General features: G+C 71.4%; 15 protein-coding genes and 1 pseudogene. 4 read left to right on the forward strand and 12 right to left on the reverse strand.

The window, feature by feature from the left end; genetic code table 11:
* Positions 1–217: 217 nt before the first annotated feature.
* Entirely contained in the window at positions 218–1,285 is a 1,068-nt protein-coding gene (locus ACQP2F_RS43770) for a UDP-N-acetylmuramate dehydrogenase (protein ID WP_433298556.1), read from the reverse strand.
* A gap of 57 nt (positions 1,286–1,342) precedes the next feature.
* Here ACQP2F_RS43770 and ACQP2F_RS43775 point away from each other — a divergent pair, with 57 nt between their 5' ends.
* The 3 genes from ACQP2F_RS43775 to ACQP2F_RS43785 all read left to right on the forward strand — a co-directional run bounded on the left by ACQP2F_RS43775 (position 1,343) and on the right by ACQP2F_RS43785 (position 4,639).
* On the forward strand, positions 1,343–2,107 hold the full coding sequence (locus tag ACQP2F_RS43775; protein WP_433298558.1) for a maleylpyruvate isomerase family mycothiol-dependent enzyme: 765 nt from the start codon (positions 1,343–1,345) through the stop codon (positions 2,105–2,107).
* Between the two features lie 92 nt (positions 2,108–2,199).
* Positions 2,200–3,624, forward strand: a complete 1,425-nt coding sequence (locus ACQP2F_RS43780; protein WP_433298560.1) for a GH1 family beta-glucosidase — start codon at positions 2,200–2,202, stop codon at positions 3,622–3,624.
* Between the two features lie 4 nt (positions 3,625–3,628).
* Positions 3,629–4,639, forward strand: coding sequence for a LacI family DNA-binding transcriptional regulator (locus tag ACQP2F_RS43785; protein ID WP_433298562.1), 1,011 nt, complete (start codon positions 3,629–3,631; stop codon positions 4,637–4,639).
* Between the two features lie 378 nt (positions 4,640–5,017).
* Here ACQP2F_RS43785 and ACQP2F_RS43790 read toward each other — a convergent pair whose 3' ends face one another.
* Genes ACQP2F_RS43790 through ACQP2F_RS43800 form a run of 3 tightly spaced genes read right to left on the reverse strand, consistent with a single transcriptional unit; the run spans position 5,018 to position 6,929 of the window.
* Complete coding sequence (locus ACQP2F_RS43790) at positions 5,018–5,680, reverse strand: DUF402 domain-containing protein (RefSeq protein WP_433298564.1); 663 nt, start codon at positions 5,678–5,680, stop codon at positions 5,018–5,020.
* Positions 5,677–6,459: an EI24 domain-containing protein gene (locus tag ACQP2F_RS43795; protein ID WP_433298566.1), complete on the reverse strand. Its 783-nt coding sequence runs from the start codon at positions 6,457–6,459 to the stop codon at positions 5,677–5,679. The genes ACQP2F_RS43790 and ACQP2F_RS43795 overlap by 4 nt, the downstream gene beginning before the upstream one ends.
* 11 nt (positions 6,460–6,470) lie before the next feature.
* Entirely contained in the window at positions 6,471–6,929 is a 459-nt protein-coding gene (locus tag ACQP2F_RS43800; RefSeq protein ID WP_433298568.1) for a hypothetical protein, read from the reverse strand.
* A 111-nt stretch (positions 6,930–7,040) separates the two neighbouring features.
* Between ACQP2F_RS43800 and ACQP2F_RS43805 the strand changes: the two genes are divergently transcribed.
* Entirely contained in the window at positions 7,041–8,021 is a 981-nt protein-coding gene (locus ACQP2F_RS43805; RefSeq protein ID WP_433298570.1) for a PKD domain-containing protein, read from the forward strand.
* Here the strand turns inward: ACQP2F_RS43805 and ACQP2F_RS43810 are convergent.
* The 8 genes and pseudogenes from ACQP2F_RS43810 to ACQP2F_RS43845 form a co-directional block, all read right to left on the reverse strand.
* Positions 8,011–8,895 carry an alpha/beta fold hydrolase gene (locus ACQP2F_RS43810; protein WP_433298572.1) on the reverse strand — a complete coding sequence of 295 codons (885 nt, stop codon included), beginning with the start codon at positions 8,893–8,895 and terminating at the stop codon, positions 8,011–8,013. The two genes, ACQP2F_RS43805 and ACQP2F_RS43810, sit on opposite strands and share 11 nt — an antisense overlap.
* On the reverse strand, positions 8,892–9,206 hold the full coding sequence (locus tag ACQP2F_RS43815; protein ID WP_433298574.1) for a DUF2516 family protein: 315 nt from the start codon (positions 9,204–9,206) through the stop codon (positions 8,892–8,894). Before ACQP2F_RS43815 ends, ACQP2F_RS43810 begins: the two co-directional genes overlap by 4 nt.
* Positions 9,207–9,275: 69 nt before the next feature.
* On the reverse strand, positions 9,276–9,728 hold the full coding sequence (locus ACQP2F_RS43820; RefSeq protein ID WP_433298576.1) for a hypothetical protein: 453 nt from the start codon (positions 9,726–9,728) through the stop codon (positions 9,276–9,278).
* 44 nt (positions 9,729–9,772) lie between these two features.
* Positions 9,773–10,117: pseudogene (locus ACQP2F_RS43825) on the reverse strand (helix-turn-helix domain-containing protein); the annotation flags it as partial.
* A 69-nt stretch (positions 10,118–10,186) separates the two neighbouring features.
* On the reverse strand, positions 10,187–11,095 hold the full coding sequence (locus ACQP2F_RS43830) for an asparaginase (RefSeq protein ID WP_433298578.1): 909 nt from the start codon (positions 11,093–11,095) through the stop codon (positions 10,187–10,189).
* Positions 11,092–11,925 carry a 3-keto-5-aminohexanoate cleavage protein gene (locus tag ACQP2F_RS43835; RefSeq protein ID WP_433298580.1) on the reverse strand — a complete coding sequence of 278 codons (834 nt, stop codon included), beginning with the start codon at positions 11,923–11,925 and terminating at the stop codon, positions 11,092–11,094. Before ACQP2F_RS43835 ends, ACQP2F_RS43830 begins: the two co-directional genes overlap by 4 nt.
* A gap of 15 nt (positions 11,926–11,940) precedes the next feature.
* On the reverse strand, positions 11,941–12,981 hold the full coding sequence (locus ACQP2F_RS43840) for a YgfZ/GcvT domain-containing protein (RefSeq protein WP_433298582.1): 1,041 nt from the start codon (positions 12,979–12,981) through the stop codon (positions 11,941–11,943).
* The gene (locus ACQP2F_RS43845; protein ID WP_433307863.1) at positions 12,982–13,377 is read right to left on the reverse strand and encodes a Fur family transcriptional regulator; all 396 of its coding nucleotides are present in this window, start codon (positions 13,375–13,377) and stop codon (positions 12,982–12,984) included. It abuts the gene before it with no gap.
* Positions 13,378–13,415: the final 38 nt, after the last annotated feature.

Genomic DNA, 13,415 nt, shown 5'->3' on the forward strand with positions numbered 1-13,415 from the left:
GCGACCCGCACCCACAAGGAAGGCTGACCAGCAGCGTCGCGACGAACCGCGCACCGCGCCACACCGGGTGTGGACGAGGCCGAAAAAGTGTCAGACCCGGGTGCTTAAGTCGACCCCCACCCAGACGGGGTGGGGACGAAGCCCGCAGCCGCAGCCCCGCTCAGAATGCCCGCACACCCGCAGCCCCGCTCAGAATGCCCGCACGCCCGCAGCCTGCTCAGAGCGCACAATCAACCAGCACCGGCTCCGGATGCAGCTCGACCCCAAAGCGCTCCCGCACCCCGTCCCGGATCACCCGCGCCAGCTCCAGCAGCGCCGCCGTGCTGCCCGATCCGCGGTTGGTCAGCGCCAGCGTGTGCTTGGTCGAGATCGACACGCCGGCGCCGGCGAAGCCCTTCGGGAAACCCGCCTGTTCGATCAGCCAGGCCGCCGGGATCTTGACCGAGCCGTCCTCGCCCGGCCAGTGCGGCGCCTCCAGCCCGAGCGACGCCCATCGCGAAGCGGACACCACCGGATTGGTGAAGAACGAGCCCACCGACCAGGTGTCCTTGTCGTCCGGGTCGAGCACCATGCCCTTTCCGGCCCGCAGCTTCAGCACGGTGTCGCGAGCCTGCGACAGGGACACGCGGTCGCCCGCCTCCACCCCGAGATTCCTGGCAAGCTCGGCATATCGGATCGGCGCCGACAGGTCGCTGACGGCCAGCCGGAAGTCGACGTGCAGCACCAGATAGCGGTCGCTGTGCTTGAAGACGCTCGATCGGTACGCGAAGGCGCACTCGATCGGGGACATCACCCGGACGGAGTCGTGCTCACGGTCGTACGCATGCACCGCCACGATCGTGTGGGCAACCTCTTGCCCGTACGCACCGACATTCTGGATCGGCGTGGCACCGGCCGAGCCCGGGATGCCGGAAAGGCACTCGATGCCGGAGTAACCGTTCGTCACCGCGTACGCCACGAAATCGTCCCAGACCTCGCCCGCGGCAACCCGCAGCACCACGCTCCCGGGCCGCGCCTCGACCGTCTCCACCCCGCGCGTGCGCAGCAGGAGAACCTCGCCGTCGAAGCCGTCGTCGCCGATCACCACGTTGCTCCCGCCGGCCAGCACGAGCACCCGGCGACCGGCCGCCGCGGCGTTACGCACCGTAGTGACCGCTTGGTCCGTTTCGGTGGCGACGGTCAAGGTGCCGGCCGGGCCGCCGAGGCGTAGCGTCGTGTACGCCGCGAGACGACTCGCGGAAGTGTCGGTTTGGCGGTCGGCGCTAACGTCAGGCACGGCGTTCACCCTAGGCTCAGGGAGCCGGGCGCACCTCATCGGCACCTCCGACTGGAGAGAAGCGGGATGAACAGGCTGCACGCGACGAAGGACTTCTGGCTCGCGGCCCTGCGGGCCGACAGCCCCGCGCTGCAGGACGCGGTGGCTCAGGCCGGGCCGGCGGCCGAGGTTCCCTCGTGCCCGGAGTGGTCGGTTGCCGACCTGGTCGAGCACGTCACCACGCTGCTGCGCTGGGTGCGCGAGACGGTGCCGCGAGGCACGACCGGGCCGCCGACCAGCCGGCCCGACCGCGACGGTGACCGGCCCGAATGGGAGCAGGCGCTCGACGAGCTGCGGCGCGAGCTGACCGGGACGATCGAGACGCTGGAGGCGGTCGAGGCCGACTTCCCGGCGTGGAACTGGGCGCCGCAGGCCAAGCAGGCCGGCTTCTGGCACCGCCGGATGGCGCACGAGATCTCCATCCACCGGTGGGACGCCGAGGCCGCGGCCGGCCGGGCGACGCCGATCGAGACCAAGCTCGCGGCCGACGGGGTGAGCGAGGTGCTCGACACCTGGCTGCCGGCCGGCAAGCGGAAGGGCCCGACCGACCTGCACGGCGTCGCGCACCTGGTGGCCGGCGACTCGGGGCACGAGTGGTTCGTGCGGCTGCGGGGCGCCGGGGTGGCGCTGCTCGACACGAGCACGATCCTCGACTCCGACGACCATCACGCGAGGGCCCAGGCGACCGGTACGGCGAGCGACCTGTTGCTCGCGCTGATGGGCCGCCAGCGGCTGGATCGTCTGGTCGTCACCGGTGATCCACGGCTGATCGGCGCCCTGCGAACCGGCTGACACGTTTAAATTCGTCTTACCGGTCCATCGGCAGGGTGTTTCGGCCCCTATGATTAACCGGTTAAGTTGACATACCAGGAAGCGGGGAACGCATGACGGCAACCGTCACGTCCACGTCGGCGCAGCCGGCCCTCGCCGCGATCACCTTCCCCGACGGCTTCATCTGGGGCGCGGCCACCGCGTCGTACCAGATCGAGGGCGCGGCGCGGGAGGACGGTCGCGGCCCGTCCATCTGGGACACCTTCAGCCGTACGCCGGGAAGGGTCTACGCCGGCCACACCGGTGACGTGGCCTGCGATCACTACCACCGTTACGTCGACGACGTAGCGGTGATGGCGGATCTGGGCCTGGCGTCCTACCGGTTCTCGGTCGCGTGGCCGCGGATCCAGCCGGACGGCACGGGCCCGGTGAACGTCAAGGGGCTGGACTTCTACGACCGGCTCACCGACGAGCTCCTCGGCAAGGGCATCGACCCGGTGGTCACGCTCTACCACTGGGACCTGCCGCAGACGCTCGAGGATCTGGGCGGCTGGACCAACCGGCTGACCGCCGAGGCCTTCGCCGAGTACGCGCAGATCGTCCACGCCCGGCTCGGTGACCGGGTCGGCACCTGGACGACGCTCAACGAGCCGTGGTGCTCGGCCTACCTCGGGTACGCCAGCGGCCGGCACGCGCCCGGCCGGCAGGACCCGGCGGCGGCCTTCGCGGCCGTGCACCACCTGCTGCTCGGTCACGGCCTGGCGGCCCGCGCGCTCCGCGACGCCGGCGCCCGCAGCGTCAGCATCACGCTCAACCCGTCGGTCGCCTTCCCGGTCGACCCGGAGAGCGCCGCGGACCGCGAGGCCGTGCGGATCATCGACGGGCTGTCCAACCGGATGTTCCTCGACCCGCTGCTCAAGGGTCAGTACCCGGCGGACATGCTCGCGCACATGTCCCGGTTCACCGACCTGTCCTACATCCAGGACGGCGACCTGGCGACGATCAAGGCGCCGATCGATGTGCTGGGGATCAACTTCTATCAGCCCGCGTACGTGTCGGCGAAGCCCGGATCGCCGGGCGCCCCCGACCAGCCCGGCAGCGAGGGGATCGCCTTCCGCGACCCGGACGGCCCGGTGACCGACATGAACTGGCTGATCGAGCCGTCCGGCCTCACCAGCCTGCTCAAGCGGATCCACGACGAATACGACGGCATCCCGATGCTGATCACCGAGAACGGCGCGGCGTACCCGGAGGGACCGGCCGAGGACGGCAACGTTCACGACACCCGACGCATCGAGTATCTCGACGGCCACCTGCGAGCCTGCCATGATGCCTTGGCGGCCGGCGTCGATCTGCGTGGTTATTTCGTGTGGTCGCTGATGGATAACTTCGAGTGGGCCGAGGGCTACGCGAAGCGCTTCGGAATCGTGCACGTCGACTACGCGACCCAGAAGCGCGTGCTCAAGGACAGCGCGAAGTGGTACCGGGAGGTGATCCGCCGCAACGGCATCGCCGAGCCGGGAGAGAGCGAGGGGTGACCTGGTGGTGACGCGGGAGCGGCCGACCCTGGAGGCGGTGGCGCGACGCGCCGGAGTATCCAGGGCGACCGTCTCCCGCGTCGTCAACGGCTCGACCTCGGTGGCCGCCTCGATCCGCGAGGCGGTCAACCGCGCGGTCGAGGAGCTGGGCTACGTGCCCAACCAGGCGGCCCGGAGCCTGGTCACCCAGCGCACCGAGTCGATCGCGCTGATCCTGCCGGAGACGGCCAACCGGGTCTTCTCCGACGACCTCTTCTTCCCGGCGATCATCCGCGGCGTGGGCGGCGAGCTGGAGGCCGCCGACAAGCAGCTGGTGCTGATGATGGCGGGTTCGGCCAAGAGCCACGACCGCGTCGAGAGGTACGCGGTTGCCGGTCACGTGGACGGCGTCATGTTCGCCTCGATGCACGGCGCCGATCCGCTGCCCGGGACGCTCGCCCGGCTCGGCATCCCGGTCGTGTGCAGCGGCCGCCCGATCGGCGAGGCGGCGGTCCCGTACGTGGATGTCGATCACTTCGGGGGCGTCTGCTCGGCCGTACGCCATCTGGTCTCGTCCGGCCGCCGCCGGATCGCCACCATCGCCGGCCCGCAGGACATGGTGGCCGGCATCGACCGCCTGGCCGGCTACCGCGCCACGCTCGAGGAGGCCGGCCTGGCCCAGCACGTGGCGGTCGGCGACTTCACCCGCGAGTCGGGCATCGTCGCGATGCGCTCGCTGCTCGCCGACGACCCGGCGCTGGACGCCGTCTTCGTCGCCTCCGACATGATGGCCCACGGCGCGCTGCTGGCCCTGAAGGACGCCGGCCGCCGGGTGCCCGCCGACGTCGCGGTGATCGGCTTCGACGACTTCGAGATAAGCCGCTACAGCGACCCGCCGCTGACCACCGTGCGCCAGCCGATCGTCGAGATGGGCCGCACGATGGCCCGCCAGCTGCTCGGCCTGATCAACGGCGAGCCGCACCTGGCCGACGCAGTCGTCCTGCCGACCGACCTGGTGATCCGCGAATCGGCCTGAGCGGTCCGGGTCGCCACCGCCTGGGCGGGTTCCAGCAGCCCACCCACCACCTCCTCGAGCCCACCGACCGCGTCCGGCATCCGGAACGCGAAGAGATCGCCCGGTGGCTCGCGAACGACTCCACCTACGACCCGGACGCGCTCACCGACGACGTGGTCATTGAGATGCCGTTCGCCGCTACCGGGCGGCCGACCCGGATCGAGGGGAAATCCCAGGTCCTGGCGTTCACCGAGGCCGGCCGCGCGACGTTCCCGGTGACGTTCGGCGAGTGTCGCCACGTGGTCGTCCATGGCCGCCTCTGCGCCGTTCATCGAGGTGCTGCGGGCCCCGGACGGCAAGCTGCCGCACTTGCGGGAGTACCAGCACGCTCGCCATCGCTCAGGCCGGTCCGGCGGTGGCTTGGGGGCGGTCCCAGCCCGTAGCGGGCAGAACCGGCACCGGCCACGACGGATCGGGACGGAAGCCGAGCCAGCTGCCGTCGAACGGAAAGGCGGCAGCTTCGATGTCCCGGACCACCCGTTCCCCTTCGGCGCGGATCTCGGCCGCCTGTTCCGCGGTCCAGTAGTCGGGGTGGCCCACGCGTTCCAGGTACTCGTGCTCGTCCTTCCAGCGCCATCGACGATCGGGCTCGACCACGATGTCGAGGGCATGATCGAAGGTGTCGACGCCGGCCAGATCGCCGTCGGACCACGGCACCAGCGGGGCTTCCAGGTTGACGTACCACCGGTTGAGGCGGAAGCCGGCGTCGAACATCAACCACACCGAGTGCGCGCGGCCTGGACGGAACAGATGGAGCACGTGCAGGCCACCCCAGGTGAGCGGCGCGAGCTGCCAGGCGACGGTGTGCCGCCGGTGGAAGGGGATCTCGCGGCGGTCGCGGCCATCGGCGGTACGGCGGAACAGCCACGGGGTGCCGATCGGCCGCCAGGTCAGCAGCCCGCGCTCATCCTCGGCGACGACACGTTCCGGCATGACGAGGACGAGTTGGCCGTCACCGCGGTAGTCCCGGTAGAGGATGTGCTGGCCGAGATCGAAGGTCATGCCGGCAGACCGGCCGACCGCCGCTCCGCGAGCGGCTGCCCCAGCACCGAACGAGCCAGCAACGTACCCCCCGCCACCGCCGCCGGCATCAGCAGCACGGCGCCGAGCGGGATCAGGAAGCAGCAGAACACCGCGACCCCGAAGCCGAGCGTCAGCGCCCGGTCGGCCTTCAGCGCCGCCCGCCGCCCGGCCAGCCGCCGCCCCCGTCGCTGGAACGGCACGCCGGTCAGCTCCACGGCCAGCAGCCAGCCACCGGCCAACGCTCCCAGCACCGGGATCACGGTCTGCCCCACGAACGGCAGGAAGCCCAGCAGGAACAGCGGAATGCCGACCAGGATGGACAGTCCGATCAGGCGGACCGAGTCGACCAGCCCCCGCCGCAGCGACTGCCAGAACGTCACCTCGACCTCGTCCGGCACGCCGCCGAAGCGGTCCTCGACCAGCTCCGAGATCTTCTCGTAGAACGGGTCGCCGATCAGCAGCGTCACGGCGGTGAAGGTCAGGATGCCGAGCAGGGCGAACGTGCCGAGCAGCCCGAGACCGCCGAGGATCTGCATGACGTCGCGCCAGCCCTGGGCCCAGCCGTCGGCGAACCAGGTGACGTTCCGGGAGAGCTGCGGCAGGAAGTCGATCAGAGCCACCAGCGCGCCGGTGTAGAGGATGCCGGCGATCACGGCGGGCAGCAGGCCGAGGAAGAGCAGCTTGGGACTGCGGAGAACGAGGACCAGGCCCCGGCCGAGCAGGGTCACGCCGAGGAGGAACTGCCGAACTGCGGTCACGACCTCGCAGCTTAGGGCGTCGGCGCCACGGTCTGCGTCGAGGTGGGCGACGGATCGGCCGACGAGCTGGGCACGGTGGTGATCTCGGTCGGCGTCGGGACCGGCGGCTCGTCGAGCGGCGGCAACGACGACTCGGTGACGGTGACCACCGGCGGGACGGTCGTGGCCGTCGGCGCCGCGGAGGGCGCCGTCGCGGCGGGCGGGACCGCGGTGGAGGTGATCGCCGGCCGGGGTGAGTACTGCACCTCGGTCAGCGGCTGCGACCCGCCGGCACCGCCGCCGCCGTCCCGGCGTGGGGCGGTGCCGATCGCGCCGCTGCCGCCGCCGGTGCCGAGGCCGCCGACCCCGGCGGGCGCGCCGACCGAGGCCGGGCGCCGCGGTGGGGTGGCCAGCGTCCAGCCGATCGCCACCGAGATCGGCAGGCCGAACGCGACGAGTCCGAAAAAGATGGATTTAGGGGATAACCGCACGTTGGAACACCGGTCGGCGGGGCCAAAAGGTTACGGCCTACCGGCTTGATCAATATTCGGCCGGAAGCTAATGTCCTCTCGCCATCGATGGGCTCATTCACGGGGGAACGAATGAAGCTGCCCTTGCTCGCACTCGCGCTGACCGCCGGACTGGTGGCGGTGGGCACCCCGGCGCGGGCCGACGATGCGCCGGCCGTGGCGCCGACCGCGACCTACACGCTGGACAGTGCGGCGATCTGGGCCGGACAGCGGGTCACCCTCACCGAGAGCGGCCGCAACGGTCCGGCGACGACCACCCGCACGATCGACTGGGGCGACGGCACGGTCGAGACCCCGGGGACACCCACGCACTCGTACGCTAGCCCCGGCTCGTACGGCATCAAGGTGACCCTGACCGACGGCACCGAGACCGGCACCGGCGTCTTCCCGGCCGGCTCGACCGTCACCGTCACCACCTCCCCCGGCACGTACTCGTGGGAGCGCCCCACGATCTACACCTACCCCGGCTACATGGAGCAGGGCTCGATGCTCGCCTCCGGCCTGCCGACCGCGAGCCAGGTCTGGACCGGCTGGGGCGACGGCGAGACCAGCCTGCTCGCCTCGGCCGCCGGCACGAGCGTCGCCCACTGGTACGGCACCGGCCGGTGGACGCCCTCGATCACCGTGCAGAACGCCCAGGGCCGGGCCACTCCGCGGCCGGCCGCCTCGCTGACCGTGCTCAACGACGTGACGACACCGTCGGTGTCGCTGACCGTGCCGTCCACCCCGAGCAAGGCGTCCTCGTGGAGCACGGTCAAGGGCAAGGCGAGCGACACCCAGTCGGGCGTCGACGTGGTGGGCGTGCAGGCGTACAAGTGGAACGCCTCGACCACGTACTACTACAACTTCGTCAGCAAGTCCTGGGTGACGTACACCGGCCAGGACCTGCCGGACGCGGCCCAGGCGCTGCTGACGGTGGACGGCTCCGGCACCTGGTCGACCCCGGTCGCCGGGCTGGGCAAGGGGTACACGCTGCAGGTCTGGTACTACGCGTGGGACAAGGTCGGCAACGGCACCGACTCGTACAACGCGACGTACGCGCTCACGAGTTGAGAAACGCGGAGACGCGGGAGCGCAGTTCCGCCCGGTTCGTCCACAGGACGGCCGGGCGGTCGTATATGTGCAGCTCGGCCCCCGGCAGCGCGGCGGCCAGCTTCTCGGCCCAGGCCACCGGGTGCACCTCGTCGCCGAGGCAGCCGAGCACCAGCGCCCGTCCCCGGAAGGCGCCCAGCGCCGCGAGGTCGGCCACGGCGGGCTGATGCCAGAGCGTGGTCAGCTCGGCCGCCAGCCCGTCCCGCTGCAACTGCTCGACCCGCTGGCGCAGGTAGCTCCAGCCGGTCGGGGTGTTGCGCACGGCCGGCGGCATCTCCAGCTCGGCGGCCGCGGCGATCGACGCCGCCTCGCCCGACTCGACCGCGGCCAGCAGCCGCTCGACCCGCACCTCGGCGGCGGCCGGGCGGGTGCCGTCGAGTGGCGCGGGCAGGTAGAAGACGGCCCGCTCGAAGCGGTCGGGAGTCACGCTGAGCAGGCGGGCGAGCGCCCCGGCGCCCATGCTGACGCCGAGCGCCCGGGTGGCGCCGGCCAGGTCGGCCACCGCGTTCAGGTCGTCGGCCAGATCGCCGAACGTCCACGGCCCGACCGGCGCGTCCGAACGGCCGTGGCCACGGAAGTGGAAGAACACCCGGCGGCCGGTCACCCCGCTGCCCAGCGGCCGGGTGCCGGCGATGTCGCCGCCGAGGCCGTGTGCGAAGACGGTGACCGGGTCACCGACGCCGGTGATCAGCTGCTCCAGCCGTACGCCGGAGGGGGTGGAGATCAGCTCGGTGGGCGGGCCGGGCAACGTGGGCCGGCCCGAACGCGGACCGGTGGGGTCGGGCCGATGCAGCCGGGGCCCGCCGTCCGGAGGCGGCGGACCGAACCGCCTCACCAGAACCCTTTACCGTCCGACAGGTCTTTCAGCCCGGGACGGACGTCGAGCAGGTAGACCATGGCGGCGCCGATGCCGATCAGGCTGAAGATGCCGACCGCGCCGCTGACCAGCAACGTCAGCACGATGCAGACGGCCAGGATCGCGGCCCAGGCACCCTTCGGCAGCGTGCCGATGGCCTGGAAGCCGTCACCTCGCTGGGTGAGGCAGTGAATGAGCGCCACGGCCTGCACGACGAGCGAGAGGATCATGATGAGGATCTCGACGTAATACCGGACGTCGTCGTAGAAGATCGGCGCGGAAGAGGCCATGAGGGGAAGTCTATGCCGCGGGCCCCGGCGTCTGCCGGGGCCCGCTGATCATGTCGCTGACTCGGTTGCTTACTCGGCCGCCGGCTTGGTGGCGCGCTTGCGCGGCTTCGGGGCGGAAGCGGGCTTGGCGGCCTCGACGGCCTTCGGGGTCTCGGTGGTCTCGAGGTCGGCGTTCACCACGTCGGCGGCCTCGACGACGCCGGTGCCCACGACGCGCTCGCCCCGGGCGACCAGGGTGGTGTAGGCGGTGACGGCGCGCTCCTGGGCCAGCTGAGCCAGGGAGGTCGCGACGCTGGCGGCGTTGCCGCGCAGGGCGTCGAAGTCGGTGGTCTGGGCCTTCTCGCGAAGCTGGGCGGCCTTGGCGTTGGCCTGCTCGTTGTAGGTGCGCAGCGAGGCGGCGGCCTTCTCGCTCAGCTCGTTGACCACGGCCGGCAGCTTGCGCAGCTGCTGGTAGGCGAGATCACCGGCGCCGGCGGCGGCGTAGAGCGGGGCGGGGAAGCGGGTCTTGGTCTGGTCGGTCATTTCGTCTCCTCGGGTTCGGGCGTGGTCTCGGGCGAGGGCTCGTTCCGCGCGTTCTCGTTGCGGAACGTCTCGTAGATCTGCGACAGCGACTGTTTCTGGGCGATCGTCAGCTCGGGGTCGACCGCGATCGCGGCCAGCACCCCCTGCTGGCCCTCACCGTCCAGCAAACCCGCACGCAGGTACATCGCGGGGGTCGATACCCGCAGCGCGCTGGCGATCTGCTGCAGCACCTCGGCACTCGGCTTGCGCAGGCCACGCTCGATCTGGCTGAGATAGGGATTGCTCACGCCCGCCTTGTCGGCGAGCTGGCGCAGCGAGATCTTCGCGGTCTGCCGCAGGTCACGGATGAAGCTCCCGATGTCCTGAGGCAGATCCTTGGGCGTGGCCATGCATCCGAAGGTAGCGCGGGGTGCTAGCTGTTGCAAGCAAAACGCTAACTACAGCTAGCGTGAACCACGTCACCGGACCGCGCGGACCTCCCCGACCGGCTCCCCGCCACCCAAAATCAACTGCTCGATCACCGGTACGCCGACACCGAGCCGCCGGAGCTCATCCAGGAGCACGGGCGTACGCGCCCGCATCGCCCCGTCCTCGATCTTGATGGCCACCGCGCCCACCCCCGGCACCGCGACCGCGACCACGCCCTCGGCGCCGCCCTTGGCCAGCAGCCCCGGTACCGCGCCCATCAGCACGGTGTCGTCGGCGCCGGTGCCCGCGACCAGCTCCGGATGGGCGCGCATGGCGTCGGCGACCCGGCGCTCGTACGTCCCCGGCGCGGCCTCGACCAGGCGCCGGAACGCCCGGGCGAGCGCGGTCAGCGAGAGGGCCAGCACCGGCGCGCCGCACCCGTCCACGCCCACCGCCGCGATCGGCTCGCCGGCCAGGTCGGACACCGCCTCGGCCAGCGCGACCTGCAGCGGATGCTTGGGGTCGAGGTACGAGTCGAGCGGCCACCCGTTGGCCACGCAGGTCGCGAGCATGCCCGCGTGCTTGCCCGAGCAGTTCATCAGGATCCGCTCGGGGCCACCCTGGTTACGGAGCCAGTCGTCGCGGGACTGCTCGGAGAGCGGCAGCGACGCCGGGCAGCGCAGAGCGCCCGGCTCGAGGCCGGCCGCCGCCAGGATCTCCCGCACCCGGCGCACGTGCAGCGGCTCGCCGAAGTGGCTTCCGCTGATCAGGGCGAGGTCCGACTCGTCCCGCGGCACCAGGCCGGCCCGCAGCATGCCGACCGTCTGCAGCGGCTTGTTCGACGAACGCGGGAAGACCGGGCTGGTGACGTCGCCCCGCGAGGTGCCCCCGATGACCGCCACCGAGCCGTGGTGGACGCTCTCCACGAAGCCCGAGCGCACGACCTCCGCGATGATCATCGGGCCGGGACCCCCAGCAGCGAGCGGGCGTCCGCGGGCGTGACCGGCGGGCGCTGCGCGAGCTGGGCGAACCCGGCGGCCCGGGCCACGAGCTGCATGTTCGACTCGACCGGCTGGCCCTTCGCGTACGTGATCGTGTCCTCCATGCCCACCCGCAGGTGACCGCCGGCCGAGAGCGACGCCAGCATGACCGGGATGGTGCTGCGCCCGATGCCGGTGGCCGAGAAGGTGGTTCCCGCCGGCAGATCGCGGATGGCCTGCTCGCACGCGGCCAGCGCGGCGGTCGTGCCCGGCATCCCGCCCGGCACGCCCATCACCAGGTCGACGTGCACGTGGCCGCCGGCCGGCAGACCGTGCTTGCCGAGCAGCCGCTGCAGCGTGGTGAGCTGGCCGAGGTCGAAGATCTCGTACTCCGGCACGATGCCGCGCTCCTGCATGCGGGTGTGCAGCTCGACGATGAACTCCCAGCGGTTCAGGAAGACGCCGTCGCCGAAGTTGACCGTGCCCATCGTGCACGACGCCATCTCGGGCCCGGCGTCGAGCACGGCCAGCCGGTCGGCCTCGGGGTCGGTCACCGCGCCGCCCGAGGAGAGCTGCACGATCAGGTCGGTCGACTCGCGCAGCGCCGCCACGGTGGCGCGCAGGCGGCCCTGGTCGAGCGTCGGCTCCGCCCGGTCGTCGCGGATGTGCACGTGGATGATCGAGGCGCCCAGCGCCTCGCACTCCTTGGCGGTCCGGACCAGCTCGTCGAGGGTGACGGGCAGGGCCGCCACCTCCGCCTTGCTGACTTCCGCACCGGTCGGAGCAACGGTGATCACGGTCCCGGTCATGACGTGAACGTTAGTTCAGCTCGCGTCGACGGACGCGACCGACTCTCCCACTCGCAGCTCGGCGTCGTCGGCCACGTTCCGCTTGAGCACGGCCAGCGCGACCAGGCCCAGCTCGTGGTGGCGCACGGCGGTGCCGACGAAGCCGACCTCGCGGTCGCCCAGCAGCACCGGGGTGCCCTGGGCCGGCGGCTGGTCGGTGGCGATGCCGTCGAGATGCAGCAGCACCAGGCGGCGCGGAGGACGACCCAGATGGTGTACGCGGGCGACCGTCTCCTGGCCGCGATAGCAGCCCTTGTCGAGATGCACGGCGTTGGCGATCAGGTCGGCCTCGGCCGGGATCGTCCGGTGGTCGGTCTCCCACCCCAGGCGCGGGATGCGATTTTCGACCCGGATCGCCTCGTACGCCCACAGCCCGGCCAGTGGCACACCCAGCTTCTCGATCACTTCGTGCCGGGCCGCGCGCGGCACGAGGAGGTCGACGCCCAGCGGCACCCGCCGCGCCAGGCCCCCTTCGAACTCCTGCACGTCGTAGAGACTCGTCGCGTGCGGGGGGACGGACCCGGCGGCGAACTTCGGGCCCGGCACCGCACCCACCCGGGGCGCCGCCAACGCCGGGAAGAGATCCGCGGCGCCCGGCCCGACAAGCGACAGCACGGCCATCTCACCGGTGGCGTCGCGCGGTTCCACCCGGGTGAAGAAGCGCATCATCTCCAGGTATTTCAGCAAGCCCGGGCCCGCGCCCGGCTCGGTGTCGAGCCAGGCCGTCGCGCCGTCCTCGGTCACGTACGCGTGCTGCTCGACATGCCCGTGCGGGGAGAGAACGAGCAGCTCGCTGCCGGTCATCGGCGACAGGTCCGACAAATGCTGAGTTGTCAGGGTGTGCAGCCAACTCGCGCGCTCGTCACCGGGAACCGCGATCACGTCGCGGTTCGACCGGTCGACCAGGCCCACGGCGGTAGCCAGGGTGCGCTGCTCCCGCATCGGGTCGCCGTAGTGCGCGGCCACCCCCGCGTCGGCGGACGAGGGATCGAGGTCCTCGACCATCACGACGGTCATCTAAGACTCCTTGCAGTCGCCGCACACACCGAAGAGCGACACGTGCCCCACATCGACCCGGAAGCCACGCTCCGCCAGCAGCCGGTCGGTCACCGGTTGCATCACCGTCGGGTTTACCTCGGAAATCGACCCGCATCCACGGCAGACCAGGTGAACGTGCTGATCCTCACCCGCGGCGTGATAGGTCGGCGAGCCGTGCGACAGGTGCGTGTGGTTGACCAGACCCAGCTCTTCCAGCAGCTCGAGGGTGCGGTAGACGGTGGTGATGTTGACCCCGGCGACGCGCTCACGCACCGCGGTGTGCACCTGCTCGGGCGTGGCGTGACCGAGCTCGTGCACCGCCTCCAGGATGAGCTGGCGCTGCGGCGTGAGGCGCAGCCCGCGCTCCCGGAGCATCTCGGCTAGCGATGTGGCGGACACCTTATGAGCATAGT

Origin of the sequence: Actinoplanes sp. CA-030573 (assembly GCF_050951115.1) — a bacterium.
Lineage (GTDB): Bacteria > Actinomycetota > Actinomycetes > Mycobacteriales > Micromonosporaceae > Actinoplanes.